The organism is Phytohabitans aurantiacus (assembly GCF_027923225.1).
Classification (GTDB): domain Bacteria; phylum Actinomycetota; class Actinomycetes; order Mycobacteriales; family Micromonosporaceae; genus Phytohabitans; species Phytohabitans aurantiacus.
In genome coordinates, this window is the sequence record NZ_BSDI01000017.1 from 206,090 (window position 1) to 219,903 (window position 13,814).

At 69.7% G+C, this 13,814-nt stretch carries 11 protein-coding genes; 4 read left to right on the top strand and 7 right to left on the bottom strand.

The annotated features are described in order from the left end of the window. The first annotated feature begins 49 nt into the window (after positions 1–49). Positions 50–1,507 carry an alpha/beta fold hydrolase gene (locus tag QMG73_RS19830; RefSeq protein ID WP_281897777.1) on the top strand — a complete coding sequence of 486 codons (1,458 nt, stop codon included), beginning with the start codon at positions 50–52 and terminating at the stop codon, positions 1,505–1,507. An 80-nt stretch (positions 1,508–1,587) separates the two neighbouring features. Beyond that, positions 1,588–3,750, top strand: coding sequence for a terpene synthase family protein (locus tag QMG73_RS19835; protein ID WP_281897779.1), 2,163 nt, complete (start codon positions 1,588–1,590; stop codon positions 3,748–3,750). 234 nt (positions 3,751–3,984) lie between these two features. On the opposite strand, the gene QMG73_RS19840 is transcribed toward QMG73_RS19835, so the two are convergent. The 3 genes from QMG73_RS19840 to QMG73_RS19850 form a co-directional block, all read right to left on the bottom strand. Next, positions 3,985–4,989, bottom strand: coding sequence for a fibronectin type III domain-containing protein (locus QMG73_RS19840; RefSeq protein ID WP_281897781.1), 1,005 nt, complete (start codon positions 4,987–4,989; stop codon positions 3,985–3,987). A 605-nt stretch (positions 4,990–5,594) separates the two neighbouring features. After that, entirely contained in the window at positions 5,595–6,956 is a 1,362-nt protein-coding gene (locus QMG73_RS19845; protein ID WP_281897782.1) for a permease prefix domain 1-containing protein, read from the bottom strand. Next, on the bottom strand, positions 6,953–7,327 hold the full coding sequence (locus QMG73_RS19850; protein WP_281897783.1) for a PadR family transcriptional regulator: 375 nt from the start codon (positions 7,325–7,327) through the stop codon (positions 6,953–6,955). Before QMG73_RS19850 ends, QMG73_RS19845 begins: the two co-directional genes overlap by 4 nt. Positions 7,328–7,438: 111 nt before the next feature. On the opposite strand from QMG73_RS19850, the gene ligA reads away from it, so the two are divergent. Beyond that, the gene (gene ligA / locus QMG73_RS19855) at positions 7,439–9,568 is read left to right on the top strand and encodes an NAD-dependent DNA ligase LigA (protein ID WP_281897785.1); all 2,130 of its coding nucleotides are present in this window, start codon (positions 7,439–7,441) and stop codon (positions 9,566–9,568) included. On the opposite strand, the gene QMG73_RS19860 is transcribed toward ligA, so the two are convergent. Together QMG73_RS19860 and QMG73_RS19865 are read right to left on the bottom strand one after the other, a co-directional pair. Beyond that, complete coding sequence (locus QMG73_RS19860) at positions 9,558–10,193, bottom strand: LuxR C-terminal-related transcriptional regulator (protein WP_281897786.1); 636 nt, start codon at positions 10,191–10,193, stop codon at positions 9,558–9,560. The genes ligA and QMG73_RS19860 overlap by 11 nt on opposite strands. Further along, entirely contained in the window at positions 10,145–11,446 is a 1,302-nt protein-coding gene (locus QMG73_RS19865) for a sensor histidine kinase (protein ID WP_281897803.1), read from the bottom strand. Before QMG73_RS19865 ends, QMG73_RS19860 begins: the two co-directional genes overlap by 49 nt. 113 nt (positions 11,447–11,559) lie before the next feature. Here QMG73_RS19865 and QMG73_RS19870 point away from each other — a divergent pair, with 113 nt between their 5' ends. Further along, positions 11,560–12,612: a fatty acid desaturase family protein gene (locus QMG73_RS19870; protein WP_281897788.1), complete on the top strand. Its 1,053-nt coding sequence runs from the start codon at positions 11,560–11,562 to the stop codon at positions 12,610–12,612. A 12-nt stretch (positions 12,613–12,624) separates the two neighbouring features. Here the strand turns inward: QMG73_RS19870 and QMG73_RS19875 are convergent, their stop codons facing one another. Both QMG73_RS19875 and QMG73_RS19880 read right to left on the bottom strand, forming a co-directional pair. Continuing rightward, positions 12,625–12,960, bottom strand: a complete 336-nt coding sequence (locus tag QMG73_RS19875; protein ID WP_281897789.1) for a hypothetical protein — start codon at positions 12,958–12,960, stop codon at positions 12,625–12,627. Between the two features lie 197 nt (positions 12,961–13,157). Then, positions 13,158–13,640 carry a BON domain-containing protein gene (locus tag QMG73_RS19880; protein WP_281897790.1) on the bottom strand — a complete coding sequence of 161 codons (483 nt, stop codon included), beginning with the start codon at positions 13,638–13,640 and terminating at the stop codon, positions 13,158–13,160. Positions 13,641–13,814: the final 174 nt, after the last annotated feature.

The following is a 13,814-nucleotide window of genomic DNA, read 5'->3' on the forward strand; positions in this document are numbered from 1 at the left end:
ACTCGCCCCACTGATAGCCTATGTATGCCTGTCGATGTATGGAGGCGCGATGCGTGCTGTCACCCGGATCGTGGCCGCCGTCGCGGGCGTGGTGCTCGCCGCTCCGGCGGTGCCCGCGCTGGCCGGCGGTCAGCGCCTCGACTGGCTCGCCTGCCCGGGCGTCGACGACCCGCGCCTGCGGTGCGCCACCGTGCGGGTGCCGCTCGACCACGCGCGCCCCGGCGGCCGGACCATCGAGATCGCGGTCTCCCGGTTGCCCGCGGCGGACCCGACAACGCGACGCGGTGTGCTTTTCACGACCGGCGGCGGGCCGGGCAACGCGGGCGTCCCGGAGCCGCTGAATCTCGCGCGAACGGTCGATCCGGCGGTGCTGGCGAGATACGACATCGTCGGTTTCGACATGCGGTTCATCGAACGCAGCACCCCGATCACCTGCGGGCAACCGGAAGAGGAGCCGGGCGGGTACTGGATACGCACCGCCACCTACCAGTCCTTTGAGGACACCGCACGCGAGGCGCGGGCGTACGCGCGCGACTGCGCCCGGCATGCCGGCTGGGCGTTGCCGTTCGCCACCACCGCACAGGCCGCTCGCGACATGGACGTCATCCGGGCCGCCCTCGGCGAGCGAACGGTGTCCTTCCTCGGCGGCTCGTACGCCGCGATGCTGGGCGCCGCGTACAGCACGCTGTTTCCGCACCGCGTCGACCGGTTCGTGCTGGACAGTCCGGTCGACTACGACAGCGCCTGGCATCGGTACGAGCTGGCGCGCATCCCGGCGTTCGAGGACAACTACGCGGCGTTCACCGCGTACGTCGCCGCCAACCACGCCACGTTCGGGCTCGGCGCCACGCCGGCCGCGGTCGGCGAGACGGTGCGGCTGGCCTTCGCGCGGGCGGCGGTCACACCGATACCGGCCGGCGACCACGCGTGGACCGCCGGCGAACTCGGCTACCTGGCCGTCGTAGCGACCATCTTCGAGCAGCTCTGGCCCGTGGTCGCCACCGACCTCGCCGCCATCTTCTCCGGTGCGCCCCCACCGATCCCGATCGACCCACGACCCGCCGCGCTGCCCGGCACACCCGGCGTACCGGCCGACAACCACACCGCGGCGAACCTGGCCTATCGCTGCGGCGACAACGCCTGGCCGCGCGATCCGCGGACCTACCGGCAGGCCCTGGCCACCCTTGGCAACCGGTACCCGGTCTACGGACCCTCCATGGCCAATGTGAACCCGTGCGCCTACTGGCCGGTCAGCGAAGACAACACCGTGCCGCTGCGGCGCAACCGCGCACCGGCGGCGCTCGTGCTCGCCGCGACACACGACGCCTCGGTGCCGCTGGACAACTCCGTCGCGACCGCCCGCGCGATCGCGGGTTCGCGGCTTGTCACAGTGGACAAGCGGGCGCACGTGCCGTTGCTGAGTGGCCAGGGCAACGCCTGCCTGACCGGTGCCGTCACCGGGTACCTGACCGACGGGCGCCTGCCCGCACAGGACCTGACCTGCTGAGAACCTGCTGCGGACGTTCACCCCACTCCAACGAGTGATTGACCATGTCCTTCGGCGGGCGCGGCTGATGAGATCGACTTATGAGCCAGCCGTTCACACTGCCCACGTTCTACGTGCCGCACCCGGCGCGACTGAATCCCCACCTGGAGCGCGCGCGGACGCACTCCAAGGCATGGGCCCGGGACATGACGATGATCGAAGGCTCCCAGGTCTGGGACGAGCACGACTTCGACTCGCATGACTACGCCCTGCTGTGCGCCTACACGCACCCCGACTGCGGGGGCGACGCGCTCGACCTGGTGACCGACTGGTACGTGTGGGTGTTCTTCTTCGACGACCACTTCCTCCAGTTCTACAAGCGCACCGGCGACCTGGCCGGCGCCACGGCGTACCTGGACCGGCTGCACCTCTACATGCCGGTCGATGGTGGCTCCACACCGGAACCGACGAACTCCGTCGAACGTGGACTGGCCGACCTGTGGGCCCGCACCATCCCGGCGATGTCGACGGCGTGGCGGGAACGCTTCGCGACCAGCACCCACCATCTGCTCGCCGAGTCGCTGTGGGAACTGCACAACATCAACGACAAGCGCCTGCCGAACCCGGTGGAGTATGTCGAGATGCGCCGGAAGGTGGGCGGGGCCCCCTGGTCGGCCGACCTCGTCGAATACGCCGTCGGCGCCGAGGTGCCGGCCGCGATCGCCGCGACCCGGCCGATGCGGGTGCTGAAGGACACCTTCTCCGACGGCGTACACCTGCGCAACGACATCTTCTCCTACCAGCGGGAGACCGAGTCGGAAGGGGAAATCAACAACGGCGTGCTGGTACTCGAACACTTCCTCGACTGTGGACCGCAGGAGGCCGCCAACGCCGTCAACGACCTGCTCACCTCCCGGCTGCAACAGTTCGAAAACACCGTATTCACCGAACTCCCACCGTTGTTCGTGGAGCATGGCCTCGATCCGGCTCAGTGCGCCGCCGTACTGGCCTACGTCAAAGGGCTGCAAGACTGGCAGTCCGGCGGCCACGAATGGCACCTGCGCTCCAGCCGCTACATGAACAGCGGCGCGCACGGTCAGTCGCTCGGCATCGGGATGTCGGCCAGCCGGTTGCGCTTCGCGAGCTTCACCCACGTGCCACACCAGGGCGTCGGCCCGTCCCGCCTGCCGGACATGACGATGCCGTACCAGTACACGATCAGCCCGCACCTGGACGCCGCGCGTCGCGCGGTGGTCCCATGGGCGCGCGCCATGGGCTTTCTTGACGCGATGCCGGGAGTGACCGGCGCCGGCCTCTGGAACGAGGAAACCCTGCGCGGCTTCGACTTCGCGCTCTGCGCCGCGGCCATCAACCCCACCGGTACGCCCGACGACGTGGACGTGTCGACCGGCTGGCTCACCTGGGGCACCTACGCCGACGACTACTTCCCGGCGGTGTTCGGGCGCGCCCGCGACATGGTGGGGGCGAAACTGTTCACCGAGCGGCTGGAGGCGTTCCTGCCGATCGACGGCACCGCGACACCACCACCGCTGAACGCCGTCGAACGCGGCCTGGCCGACCTGTGGCCACGCACCGCGGGCACAATGTCGACGGCGGGCAGACTCCAGTTCAGACAGTCCATCATGGATATGTGTCGAAGCTGGCTGTGGGAGCTGGCCAACCACATCCAGCATCGCATCCCCGATCCGGTCGACTACCTTGAGATGCGCCGGCTGACCTTCGGCTCAGACCTCACGATGGGCCTGGCACGCCTCACCCGCGGCCAGGCACTGCCGCCGGAGGTCTACCGGTCGCGGCCGATGCGCGCACTCGACAACGCCGCCGCCGACTACTGCTGCCTGGTCAACGACATCTTCTCGTACCAGAAGGAGATCGAGTTCGAAGGCGAGCTGAACAACGGGGTGCTCGTCATCCAGAACTTCCTGGACTGCGACGCCCCACGGGCGATCGCGATCGCCAACGATCTGATGACCGGGCGGATGCGGCAGTTCCAGTACCTTGTCGACACCGAGATTCCGTTGCTGTGCGACAGTTTCGCGCTCGAGGCGCCCGCGCGGGCGGCGCTCGATGGATACATCCAGGAGCTGAAAGACTGGATGTCGGGTGTGCTGCTGTGGCACCAGAAGACCAGCCGATACACCGAATCCGAGCTCCGATGGCGCCTCGTCGGCCCACCCGCACCCACCGGCCCGACCGGCCTGGGCACCACAACCGCCCGCCTCCTCGACCTCATCCACCGCTAACCTCACCTTCCCACCCGCCCGCGCGCCCTATCCGCGCGGGCGCGCCCCGCGCTCCCCGCTCGGCGCGGGCGCGCACGCCGCTCTCCCCGCCGATCAAGGGCGAATGCACGTGGTTGGATCTCTTTCGGCGTGCGTTTGCCCTTGATCGATGCGAATGTCCTTGATCGGCGCGGGTTACGGCGGCGGCCGCGGCGCCGGGGTCGGCGGTGCTCCGGCCATCGGCCCGCGACCGCACTACGTGATCGGGCAGGGGTGCGTGCCCGTGCTGGTGTTGAGCGTGAAGCCACTGGGCGACGGCGAACCGGTCGTATTGTTGGCGAGGAATCCGAAGCTCCCGGTGCCGCCCGGCCCGATGCGCGCGATGTACGACCGCGGTGTCGCCGTGCCCACGGTGCCATCACGGGTGACGGTCGCGCTGAAGCTGTACATGATGGTCTGCCCGGCGGGGAACGTGAACGTCACCGTCCAGTTCTCCACGATGGTGGCCTCGGTCATGTTCTCGATCGTGACCCCGATCTGGTACTGCTGACCGAATGTCTGCAGTTGCACGCGGCACGTCGGCGCTGGTTCGAGCGCGCGGGCGGTGAAGGTGAGCGGGTCGGAGCGGGGCGAGCGGTTGCCGTTGGCGTCGACCGCGACGACCGCGACCGTGTACGTGGTGCCCGGCGTCAGGTCGCGCAGGTAGACCGTCGTGATGTTGTTGGTCGACCAGTCGGTCCACACGCCGTCGACCTGGCGCTGCGCCCAGTACGCGTCGACCCGGTTGTTGTCGGTCGAGAAGCCGAACGTCAGCGTCGCCCAGGTCGTGCTGACCGGAAAGGCGCGCGGGACACCGGGTGTGGTCGGCGCTACGGAGTCGGGTAGTGGTCGCGTGCGGACCCAAAGCAGGGGCGTCGGGTTGCTGGCGGTGTGGTCCGAGCCGGCGACCGGATTGGCGATGACGCGGTACTCGTAGACCGAGTCGGGGTTGAGGTTCGCGTGCGTGTACGCGGTGCCGGACGTGGTGGCGAGGACGCGCCAGGGCCTGCCGACCATGTCGATGGTCTGGATCGTGTAGTCGGCGACGGGACCAGCCGAGGGCGTCCAGGAGAACGACACGCTCGTGGTGGTGACCGCCGTCGCGACCGGTGTTCCGGGCGTGGGCAGTGGTGTGGCGGCGTGCGCGGGGGCCGCGACGACGAGCGCGCACGACACGGCTGTGCCGAGGATGGCCAACCTTCGGATAATGGAGACGATCATCGATGCTCCGCGGTGGGCGAAGGGACGGGAGGTCATGCTCGCACCGTCCGTTCCGCGACGCTCGCGATACTGAACACCGCCGGACACGGCGGCTCAGCCCGTACTCAGTTCGCGTCGGTCACGGCGGGTGCCGCGTGCATTCGCCCTTGATCGGCGGGAGGGGACGCCGCGCGCGGGGCGGCGTGGCGCGGACGTGGCGCGCGGAGGGCGCGGGCGCGGCGCGCGGCGCGCGGAGGGCGCGGCGTGGCGCGGGGGTGGCGCGCGGGCGTGGCGCGCGGAGGGCGCGGCGTGGCGTGGGGGTGGCGCGCGGGCGTGGCGCGCGGAGGGCGCGGCGTGGCGTGGGGCGCGCGGGGGTTGCGCCGATCAAGGGCTTTTGCATGGATCAAGGGCGAATACACGCGGAAAGAGATCCAACCACGTGTATTCGCCCTTGATCGGCGTACAGGGCGTGGCGACACGCCGTGCCGGGCTGACCTGGGAGCGGACGCGCGCGGAGAAGAGATCCAACCACGTGCATTCGCCCTTGATCGGCGGGGAGAGCGGGAAGGGCGGGAGGGGCGGGCGGTGCGTGTGGCGCCCACGGGCGTGGGGAAGCGGCGTAGGGGTTAGGTGAAGTTGAAGATTAAGGGGAAGGCTAGGACCACTGTCCAGGCCCAGGCGGCGTACACGACGAGGTAGCGGGTTTGCCAGTGTTCCAGGCGGGCGAAGGGCGCCCGCCCGCGTACGAAGGACAGGAATAGCCACGCCGACCATGCCAGGTTGGTGAGCAGGATCAGGTTCTCGCCGAGCGCGGCCGTCTTGTTGGGACTGAAGCCCCACTCGGTGATTCGGCCGGTGATCGCCAGCAGTACGAGCGCGTCGATTATCAAGGCGCTGACGACGAGTGCCAGTTGGACGTGGTCGAAGAGGCCGGGCCGGGCTGTCAGGTCGCGGGCGGAGATGGCGTACAGCAGCAGGCCGAGCACGACGACCAGCAGCAGGTCGAAGATGATGAGCACGTCGCGTTCGACGTCGATGCCGTTGGTGGTCCAGATGATGGCGACCAGGAAGGCGAGGAGCGTGGCCGCGAACAGTGGTGTGAAGACGCGGGTGAGCACCGGCGCCATGTTTTCGATGACGCTCTGCTTGGCCTCGACGAGCCATGCTGCCACGACGACGGCGGCCGCCGCGCCGCAGGGCAGGAGCCATTGGCTGATGAACTCCTCGGCGTTCAGGCCGATGGCCCGGAAGGTGCCCGCCGTGAAGGCCATCAGCACGCCGCCGCCCAGTCCAATGAGGACGAAGTAGATCAGCCACTCGCCGGTGAACCGGATGAAGTCCATCCGCCGCCGGTCGGAACGCCAGTCGCCGCCGACGTAGGCTATGCCGACGACCAGCCACAGCGCGAGCGGCAGGTGGATCGCCGAGAGTATGAGGGACTGCGAGTCCTCGTCGAGCGGGTACGCGTTCGCGGCGACCGCGCCGACGGCGAACAGTAGTGCCAGTACACCGATCACACGCGGGCTGACCCGGCGCTGCCACGCGAAGTACACGGACAATGCTGGCAGGGCGAACAGGCTCGCGTTTCGCGCGTAGAACACGTCGCCGTCGCCCGCCATGTCCTGCCCGAACAGGGCAGGGGCTTTCACCGCGAGCGCCGCCGCGGCCGCGCAGAGCACCATGACGATCAGCTCGCGCCGGGAGCGGGTGGCGGCGGGCGTGTCCGGTTCGGCGGGCAGTACGAGCTGTTTCCACAGCCGTTCGGAGTGCTCGCGGGCGAACTCCCGCGACAGCTCGTCGAGGCTGCCCATGCGCTTGACGGCGATCAGGAACGCCTCGTCGGCTCGCAGGCCGGCCTCGGTCAGCTCGGAGATGCGGCTGCGGAGGTGGTCCTCCAGCTCCTCGACGTCGGTGTTGTGCAGCTCGCGGCGGCGGTGCGTGTAGGCACGCCATTCGGCGATCTGGCCTTCGAGTTCGTCCACGCTCATCGCCCCGCCTCCCACGCCGGCGCCGGGATCGGCTTGACGGACTGGGCGGCGTTCCAGACGCCTCGCAGCGCGTCGACGACGGTGGCCCACTGCCGGCGCTGCTCGGCGAGCTCGGCCAGGCCCTGGTCGGTGATGCGGTAGTACTTGCGGCGGCGTTCACCGGGCGGGGTCTGCCAGGCCGACACCACGTGGCCGAGCCGCTCCAGGCGGTGCAGCAGCGGGTACAGCAGGCCGTCGGTCCACTCCAGCTCGCCGCCGGACAGCTCGTTGACCTGCTTGAGGATCGCGTAGCCGTAATTCTCGCCCTCGGCGAGGATCCCCAGCACCAGCGGCGTCGCGGAGGCCGCGACGAGGTCCTTCGTGATGTACATCCGACTCCCAACCCTAGAACTGCGATGCATAGTAGTTCTAGGTATCACGACCACGCAATGTCAGGGGGCGGCACTACGCTGTGGCGAGCGGAATGACACGGGGAGGTCATCATGGCGGTCGCTGAGGTGGGGCCGGTCGTCGACGCGGCGCGCGCGGAGCCGTTCGAGTCGCCGGGTGCCTACGAGGAGGCGATCGCCGAGATCAGGGCGGCCGCCACGACGTATTACAGCGGTTCCGAGCTGCGCATGGACGACGCGACCTACGACGCGCTGATCGCGCGGGTCGCGGCGACCGAGGCGGCGCACCCGGAGTGGAAGGCCGAAGACACGCCCACCGAGGTGGTCGCCGCCGGCGCCGGGGTGATCGGCGATATCGAGCACAGCTCGCCGATGCTCAGCCTCGACAACGTCTTCGACGAGGAGACGCTGCGGCGGTGGGGCGCCCGGCTGGAGCGGCTGCTGGGCCGCCCGGCTGGCGGATACACGGTGGAGCCGAAGATCGATGGTCTGGCGATCGCGGCGCGCTACGTCGACGGCGCGCTGACCTTGGTGGCCACGCGCGGCGACGGCCGCGCGGGGGAGGACGTGACCGGGCAGGCCCGACGGGCGGTCGGCCTGCCGGCCCGGCTGGCCGAGCCGGTCACCGTCGAGATCCGCGGCGAGGTCTTCATGACCGACGCCGACTTCGTCGAGGCCAACCGGTTGCGCACCGGGCAGGGCGAGCCGGCGTTCGCGCACCCGCGCAGCGCCGCGGCCGGCACGCTGCGCGCCGTCGACCGTGCCTACGACGCGCCGCTGTCCTTCCTGGCATACGCGGTGCAGAGGCCCGAGGGCGGCGACAGCGAGCCGGTGCCGCACTCGGCGGCGATGGCGCGCCTCAGCGAGCTCGGCGTGGCGACCACGGCGACGTCCTCGGCGGGGATGCCGCTGTGCGCGAGCCTCGACGAGGTTCTGGCCGCGGTCGCGACGCTGGAGGCGCGCCGGGGCGAGCTGGGGTTCGGCGTCGACGGTGCGGTGATCAAGGCCGATCTGCCCGCCGATCGCGAGCAGGCCGGTTTCTCTAGCCGCGCGCCACGCTGGGGCATCGCGTACAAGTTTCCCGCCGACACCCGCACCACCCGGCTGCTCGGCATCGAGGTCCAGGTGGGGCGCACCGGCATCATCACGCCGGTCGCCGTCCTGGAGCCGGTGGTGGTCAGCGGCGTCACCGTCACGTCCGCCACCCTGCACAACTTCGACGACCTGGCCCGCCGCAACGTGCGCGTCGGCGACACGGTGTTCGTGCGGCGCGCCGGCGACGTCATCCCCGAGATCACCGGCGCCAAGCTCGACGACCGTCCCGCCGACTCGGTGGCGTTCGAGCCGCCGGCCGTCTGCCCGCGGTGCGACGGCGAGATCGACCGGTCCCAGAAGCGGTGGCGCTGCACGCGGGGCCGGGCCTGCGGCGCCCACGAGTCGCTGGCGTACTACACCGCCCGCGACTCGATGGATATCGAGGGCCTCGGCGACAAGATCATCAACATGCTGGTGGCCGCAGGGCTCGTCACCGACCCGGCCGACCTGTACGACCTGGAGGTGGCCACGCTCGTCGGGCTCGACCGCATGGGTGAGGTCTCGGCCGGCAAGCTCGTGGCCAACATCGAGGCGTCCAAGCAGCGGCCACTGTCGCGCGTGCTGACCGGCCTGGGCGTGCGCATGACCGGCCGGTCGATCTCGCGGCGGCTCGCCCGGCACTTCGGCACCATGGCGGCACTGACCGCCGCCACCGCCGAAGACCTCCAGCGGGTCGACGGCATCGGCCCCGAACGCGCCGTGACCATCGCCGCGGAGCTGGCCGAGCTGGCCCCGGTGATCGCCAAGCTCACCGAGCGCGGCGTCAACATGACCGAGCCCGGCAGCCCGGCTCTGGAGGCCCCCGCGGTGCCCGCCGGGCTGCTGCCGTTGTGCAAGCCCGACGGCACCCCGATGACCGTGGTGGTCACCGGATCGGTGCCGGGCCTGACCCGCAACGAGGGCAACGAGGCCGTCGAGACGCTGGGCGGCAAGTCCTCCGGCTCGGTGTCCAAACGCACCGACCTGGTCGTGGTCGGTGACGGCGCCGGCAGCAAGGCCGACAAGGCGGAGCAGCTCGGCGTGCCGGTCCTGCCCGCCGACCGGTTCGCCGCGCTCCTACAGGCCCACAACACCGGCGACGCCGACACCATCCGGTCCATCCTGGAGGATCAGGCGCTCAGGCGTTGAGGTATGCCAGGACGGCGAGGACGCGGCGGTTGTCGTCGTCGGACGGTGGCATGTCCAATTTGGTGAGAATGTTGTTGATGTGCTTGCTTACGGCCTTCTCGGTGATACGGAGCTTGGCGGCGATCGCGGCGTTGGAGCGGCCTTCGGCCATGACACCGAGCACTTCACGTTCACGGGTGGTGAGCACCGCCAGGGGTTCTCGGCGGACGAGCAGTTGTGAGATCACTTCGGGGTCCATGGCGGTGCCGCCGGCGGCGACCCGTCGGACGGCGTCGACGAACTCCTCGACGTCGGAGACACGATCTTTGAGTAGGTAGCCCACGCCGCCGTTCGGGGCGGTGAGCAGTTCGCGGGCGTACATGGGCTCGACGTGCTGGGAGAGCATGAGGACCGGGAAACCGGGCATTCGGGCTCGCGCCGCGATCGCGGCCTGTAGGCCTTCGTCCGTGAATGTCGGCGGGAGGCGCACGTCGATGATCGCGACGTGGGGTTTGTGAGTGATCAGGGTCGGGAACAGTGCTGGGCCGTTGTCGACGGCGGCGACCACGTCGAAGTCGAACGCCTGTAGTAGGCGGGTCAGTCCGTCGCGGAGGAGGGCGTGGTCCTCGGCGATGACAACGCGCACGGCAGCTCCATGGTGATGACGGTGGGTCCTCCGGGCGGGCTCGACAGAGCCATCGTGCCATCGAACGCGGCGAGGCGGCGTTCGATGCCGTGCAGCCCTGTGCCGGCGGCGGGATCGGCGCCGCCGGCGCCATCGTCGGTGACCGTCATGGTCAGCGCCCCGTGGGCGTACCGTACGGACACCGATCCGGTGTGGGCCTGGCTGTGACGGACCATGTTGGTCAGCGCCTCGGCGACGGCGAAGTACGCGGCGGACTCGACGGGGGTGCCGGGTCGTCCGGGCAGGTCGATGTCGATCGTGATCGGGACCGGCATGCTGAGCGCCAGCGCGTGGACCGCGCCGCCGAGTCCACGTTCGGCGAGTACCGGTGGGTGAATGCCGCGGACGAGGTGCCGCAGCTCGACCAGCGCCGCGCCGCTGGATTCTCGTGCTTCGGCGAGCAGCTTGTGGGCCTGGGCCGGGTTCCGGTCGATGAGCGTGTCGGCCAAGCCGATCACCATCCGCAGCGAGACGAGGCGGGCCTGTACGCCGTCATGCAGGTCGCGTTCGATGCGGCGCAGCTCGGCGGCTTGGGCGTCTACCGTGTCAGCGCGGGTAAGGGTCAACTGGGTGACCCGTAGCCGGAGTTCGGCGGCTGTGGTGGGCGCGAGGAGGAGTCTTGCGAAGAGGGCGTCGACGCGTCGCAGCCAGGGCGCTACCCACAGGCCCGCGGCGAGGATGAGGACACCTTGCGGCAGGCAGAGCAAGCCCTCGCTGAACGTGTCGATGGACCAGATGACGCCGTAGCCGTACCAGCCGGCGTCGAGCCAGATCCACAACGGCGTCAACGTCAGGCCGGCCAGGCCGTACAGCGGCACGAGCACCGCGACCAGGCCGAGCGCGAATCCGACGATCGCGCCGGGCATGAGCCAGGCCAGGTCGCGCCAGGTGGCCGGGTCCGTCACGATCCATCGGAAGCGTTGCCAGCCACCGGCCACAGCGCGTTCCGGGGGCGGATGGTACGGGCCGGTCACCAGGACACCGGTGCGTGAGGCACGTCTGCGCTCGAGATCGGCGCGCATCCGGACCAGTGTCATTGTCCACGGCGTCAGCGCCAGGCCGAGAAACGGCACCGGTGCCAGGGCCAACGCGACCACCGATGCGGCGAACAGCGGAATGTTGGTGAACGCCAGACCGATCGCGGCAAGTTCGGCCAGCACCGAGCGCACACCGCGTCGGACCCACCGCACCATCCGCACGCCGGTTTCAGACATCTGCACGCTCACATAGTGCCCGCCATGGGGCGTTTCAATGGTAGTGCTAGCACCACCGGGCCGCAGGTCATAGCGCTCCTGACGATGCGAGCAGCGGCCGGTTTGATAGAACCATGACGATCACCATGCCACCGTCGCGAACGACGACGACCGGCAGCGACTTCGCCGTGCTGTCCCGCCGGATCAACGGCCACGGGCTGATGCGGCGCCGGCCTGCCTACTACATCGCGCGGCTGAGCGTGGTCACGCTCATGTTCCTCGGCGGATGGGCAGCGTTCTTCGTCATCGGCTCCTCCTGGTGGCAGATGATCACGGCCGCGTTCCTCGCCGTCACCTTCGCCCAGGTGGCGCTCGTGGCGCATGATCTGGCACATCGCCAGGTGTTCCGCACCAAACGCCCCAGCGAAGTCGCCGGGCGGCTTGCCGGAAACCTCGGCGTCGGGATGAGCTACGGCTGGTGGATGGACAAGCACACCCGCCACCACAACAACCCCAACCACGACGACCTCGACCCCGACGTCGCGCCCGAGGTGCTCATCTGGGCCACCAGGTCGGCCCTGGGCCGGCGCGGGCTGAAGGGCTTCATCACCCGACACCAGGCCGGTCTGTTCTTCCCGCTGCTCACCCTGCTCGCCGCCGACCTGAAAGTCTCCAGCGTCAAGGCCTTGCGCAACGGCACGGTCAAACACCGCCGCCTCGAGAGCGCGCTGCTGATCCTGCACGCCGTCGGATACCTGGCGGCATTGCTGGTCGTCCTGTCGCCGCCGCAGGCCGTCGCCTTCCTGCTCCTGCATCAGGCGCTGTTCGGCGTCTATCTGGGCATGACATTCGCACCCAACCACAAAGGCATGCCGCACCCGGTTGGCGACGAAGACTACCTTCGCAAGCAGGTGCTGACCTCCCGAAACGTCCGCGGCGGCTGGCTGACCGACACGGCTCTGGGCGGCCTGAACTACCAGATCGAGCACCACCTGTTCCCCGCCATGCCCAGCCCGAACCTGCGCAAGGCTCAGCCGATCGTGCAGGCGTACTGCGCCGAGATCGGTGTCGCCTACGAGCAGACCAGCCTCATCACCTCCTACCGCCAAGCCCTGCAACACCTGCACCAGGTCGGCGCACCAGCCCGCGCCGAACACACGGCACGCCGAGCGGGCCGCGCCGGCTGAGCCTCTCGCTGCCTACCGGCGGCGGCCGGCGGTCTCGACCACCAAGGCGAGGATCTCCTGGCCGGTCATCCGGCTGCCGAGCAGGGGCCGTTGAATGGCTGCGCGGAGCTCGCTGGTTTCCAGAAAGACCGCCTTGCCGTCTGGCATCGTTTCGAAGCGTCCTGCCTCGGACAGGGTCCTGAGGCTCTCATCCGTGGACCGGAGCTGCTCGGCGAGTGCCGCCGCGTCGAGCAGCGCCATGCCGGCGTGAGCGGTCCCGTGGGCGTCGTTGACATCGGCGGACAACGAGAAGGCAGCGGCCCGCTGGTAGAGATAGCGGGCCAGCGCGGCGGCGCGCGCATCCTTCACGCGGGTACCCAAGCCGAGCGTGATCCGCCGTGCTCTGTGGCTGGTCCGGTCGGGCGGGGGACGGACATGGGTCCGCCTTTCAGAATCCGGCGTGGCGGGCACCTCGGAGCTGGGATGTCGCCGATCCGGGAGGCTTTTGACTGTACGCCTGTCCGGTCTGGATGAGGTGGTTCACCAGCCGCCGCACGGCGATGTCGTCAGCTCAGGCGCCGCTCGTCATCTGACGCCGGCCTGGCGACGCGGATGTCGTTGCACAGACCGACGATGCCTGGGAGGTTCTGGACCGCGCGTGCGGCGGCGTCCCGCTGTCCGGTCACGGCTACCGCGCCCGAGAGTGTGAGCACGCAGCCACGCACGCCGGCCCGGACGGCACCTGCCGGGACCGCGGCGTCTGTGGCCAGTAGCCGGTTGGCGAGTTTGGTGAGGTCGGCGTCGGATGCGCCGAGGGCGCCCGGCTCGCGGACGACCATCTCGTCGGCGACACCGCGCACACCGAGCACGCCCATCGCCGCCTGCCTGGTCTGTAGGCGTTCGGCGGTGCTGCCCACCTCGCCGAAGAGCATCACCATCCCGCCCCTGACCGAGACGCCGACGTGCGCGGTCTGGCCGGCCATGCGTTTCAGTAGGTCAGCGATGCCCGCTTGAAGGTCCCGGTCTGTCCCGTGCGGGGTCTGCGCCATGAGGCTAACGATGGACCCCCACCGGCAAATGCGCCAGGGCTACCGCCCGGCGGTGTTCTCAGACCCTGGACACGTCTAGATCTAGATGATCGATTCCAAGGGGTCAGTGGTCGTAGGCGGTCAGGGATCGCATGATCGGTTGGCCGGTGTGCCAGTTGTGCCAGATCGCTGCGG

What these genes read in the sequence shown, in the direction of transcription:
- QMG73_RS19880 (WP_281897790.1), bottom strand. Translation starts at nt 13,640, where the DNA reads ATGGCGCAGACCCCGCACGGGACAGACCGGGACCTTCAAGCGGGCATC.
- ligA (WP_281897785.1), top strand. Translation starts at nt 7,439, where the DNA reads ATGGCGGTCGCTGAGGTGGGGCCGGTCGTCGACGCGGCGCGCGCGGAG.
- QMG73_RS19840 (WP_281897781.1), bottom strand. Translation starts at nt 4,989, where the DNA reads ATGATCGTCTCCATTATCCGAAGGTTGGCCATCCTCGGCACAGCCGTG.
- QMG73_RS19850 (WP_281897783.1), bottom strand. Translation starts at nt 7,327, where the DNA reads ATGTACATCACGAAGGACCTCGTCGCGGCCTCCGCGACGCCGCTGGTG.
- QMG73_RS19865 (WP_281897803.1), bottom strand. Translation starts at nt 11,446, where the DNA reads ATGTCTGAAACCGGCGTGCGGATGGTGCGGTGGGTCCGACGCGGTGTG.
- QMG73_RS19870 (WP_281897788.1), top strand. Translation starts at nt 11,560, where the DNA reads ATGACGATCACCATGCCACCGTCGCGAACGACGACGACCGGCAGCGAC.
- QMG73_RS19830 (WP_281897777.1), top strand. Translation starts at nt 50, where the DNA reads ATGCGTGCTGTCACCCGGATCGTGGCCGCCGTCGCGGGCGTGGTGCTC.
- QMG73_RS19845 (WP_281897782.1), bottom strand. Translation starts at nt 6,956, where the DNA reads ATGAGCGTGGACGAACTCGAAGGCCAGATCGCCGAATGGCGTGCCTAC.
- QMG73_RS19835 (WP_281897779.1), top strand. Translation starts at nt 1,588, where the DNA reads ATGAGCCAGCCGTTCACACTGCCCACGTTCTACGTGCCGCACCCGGCG.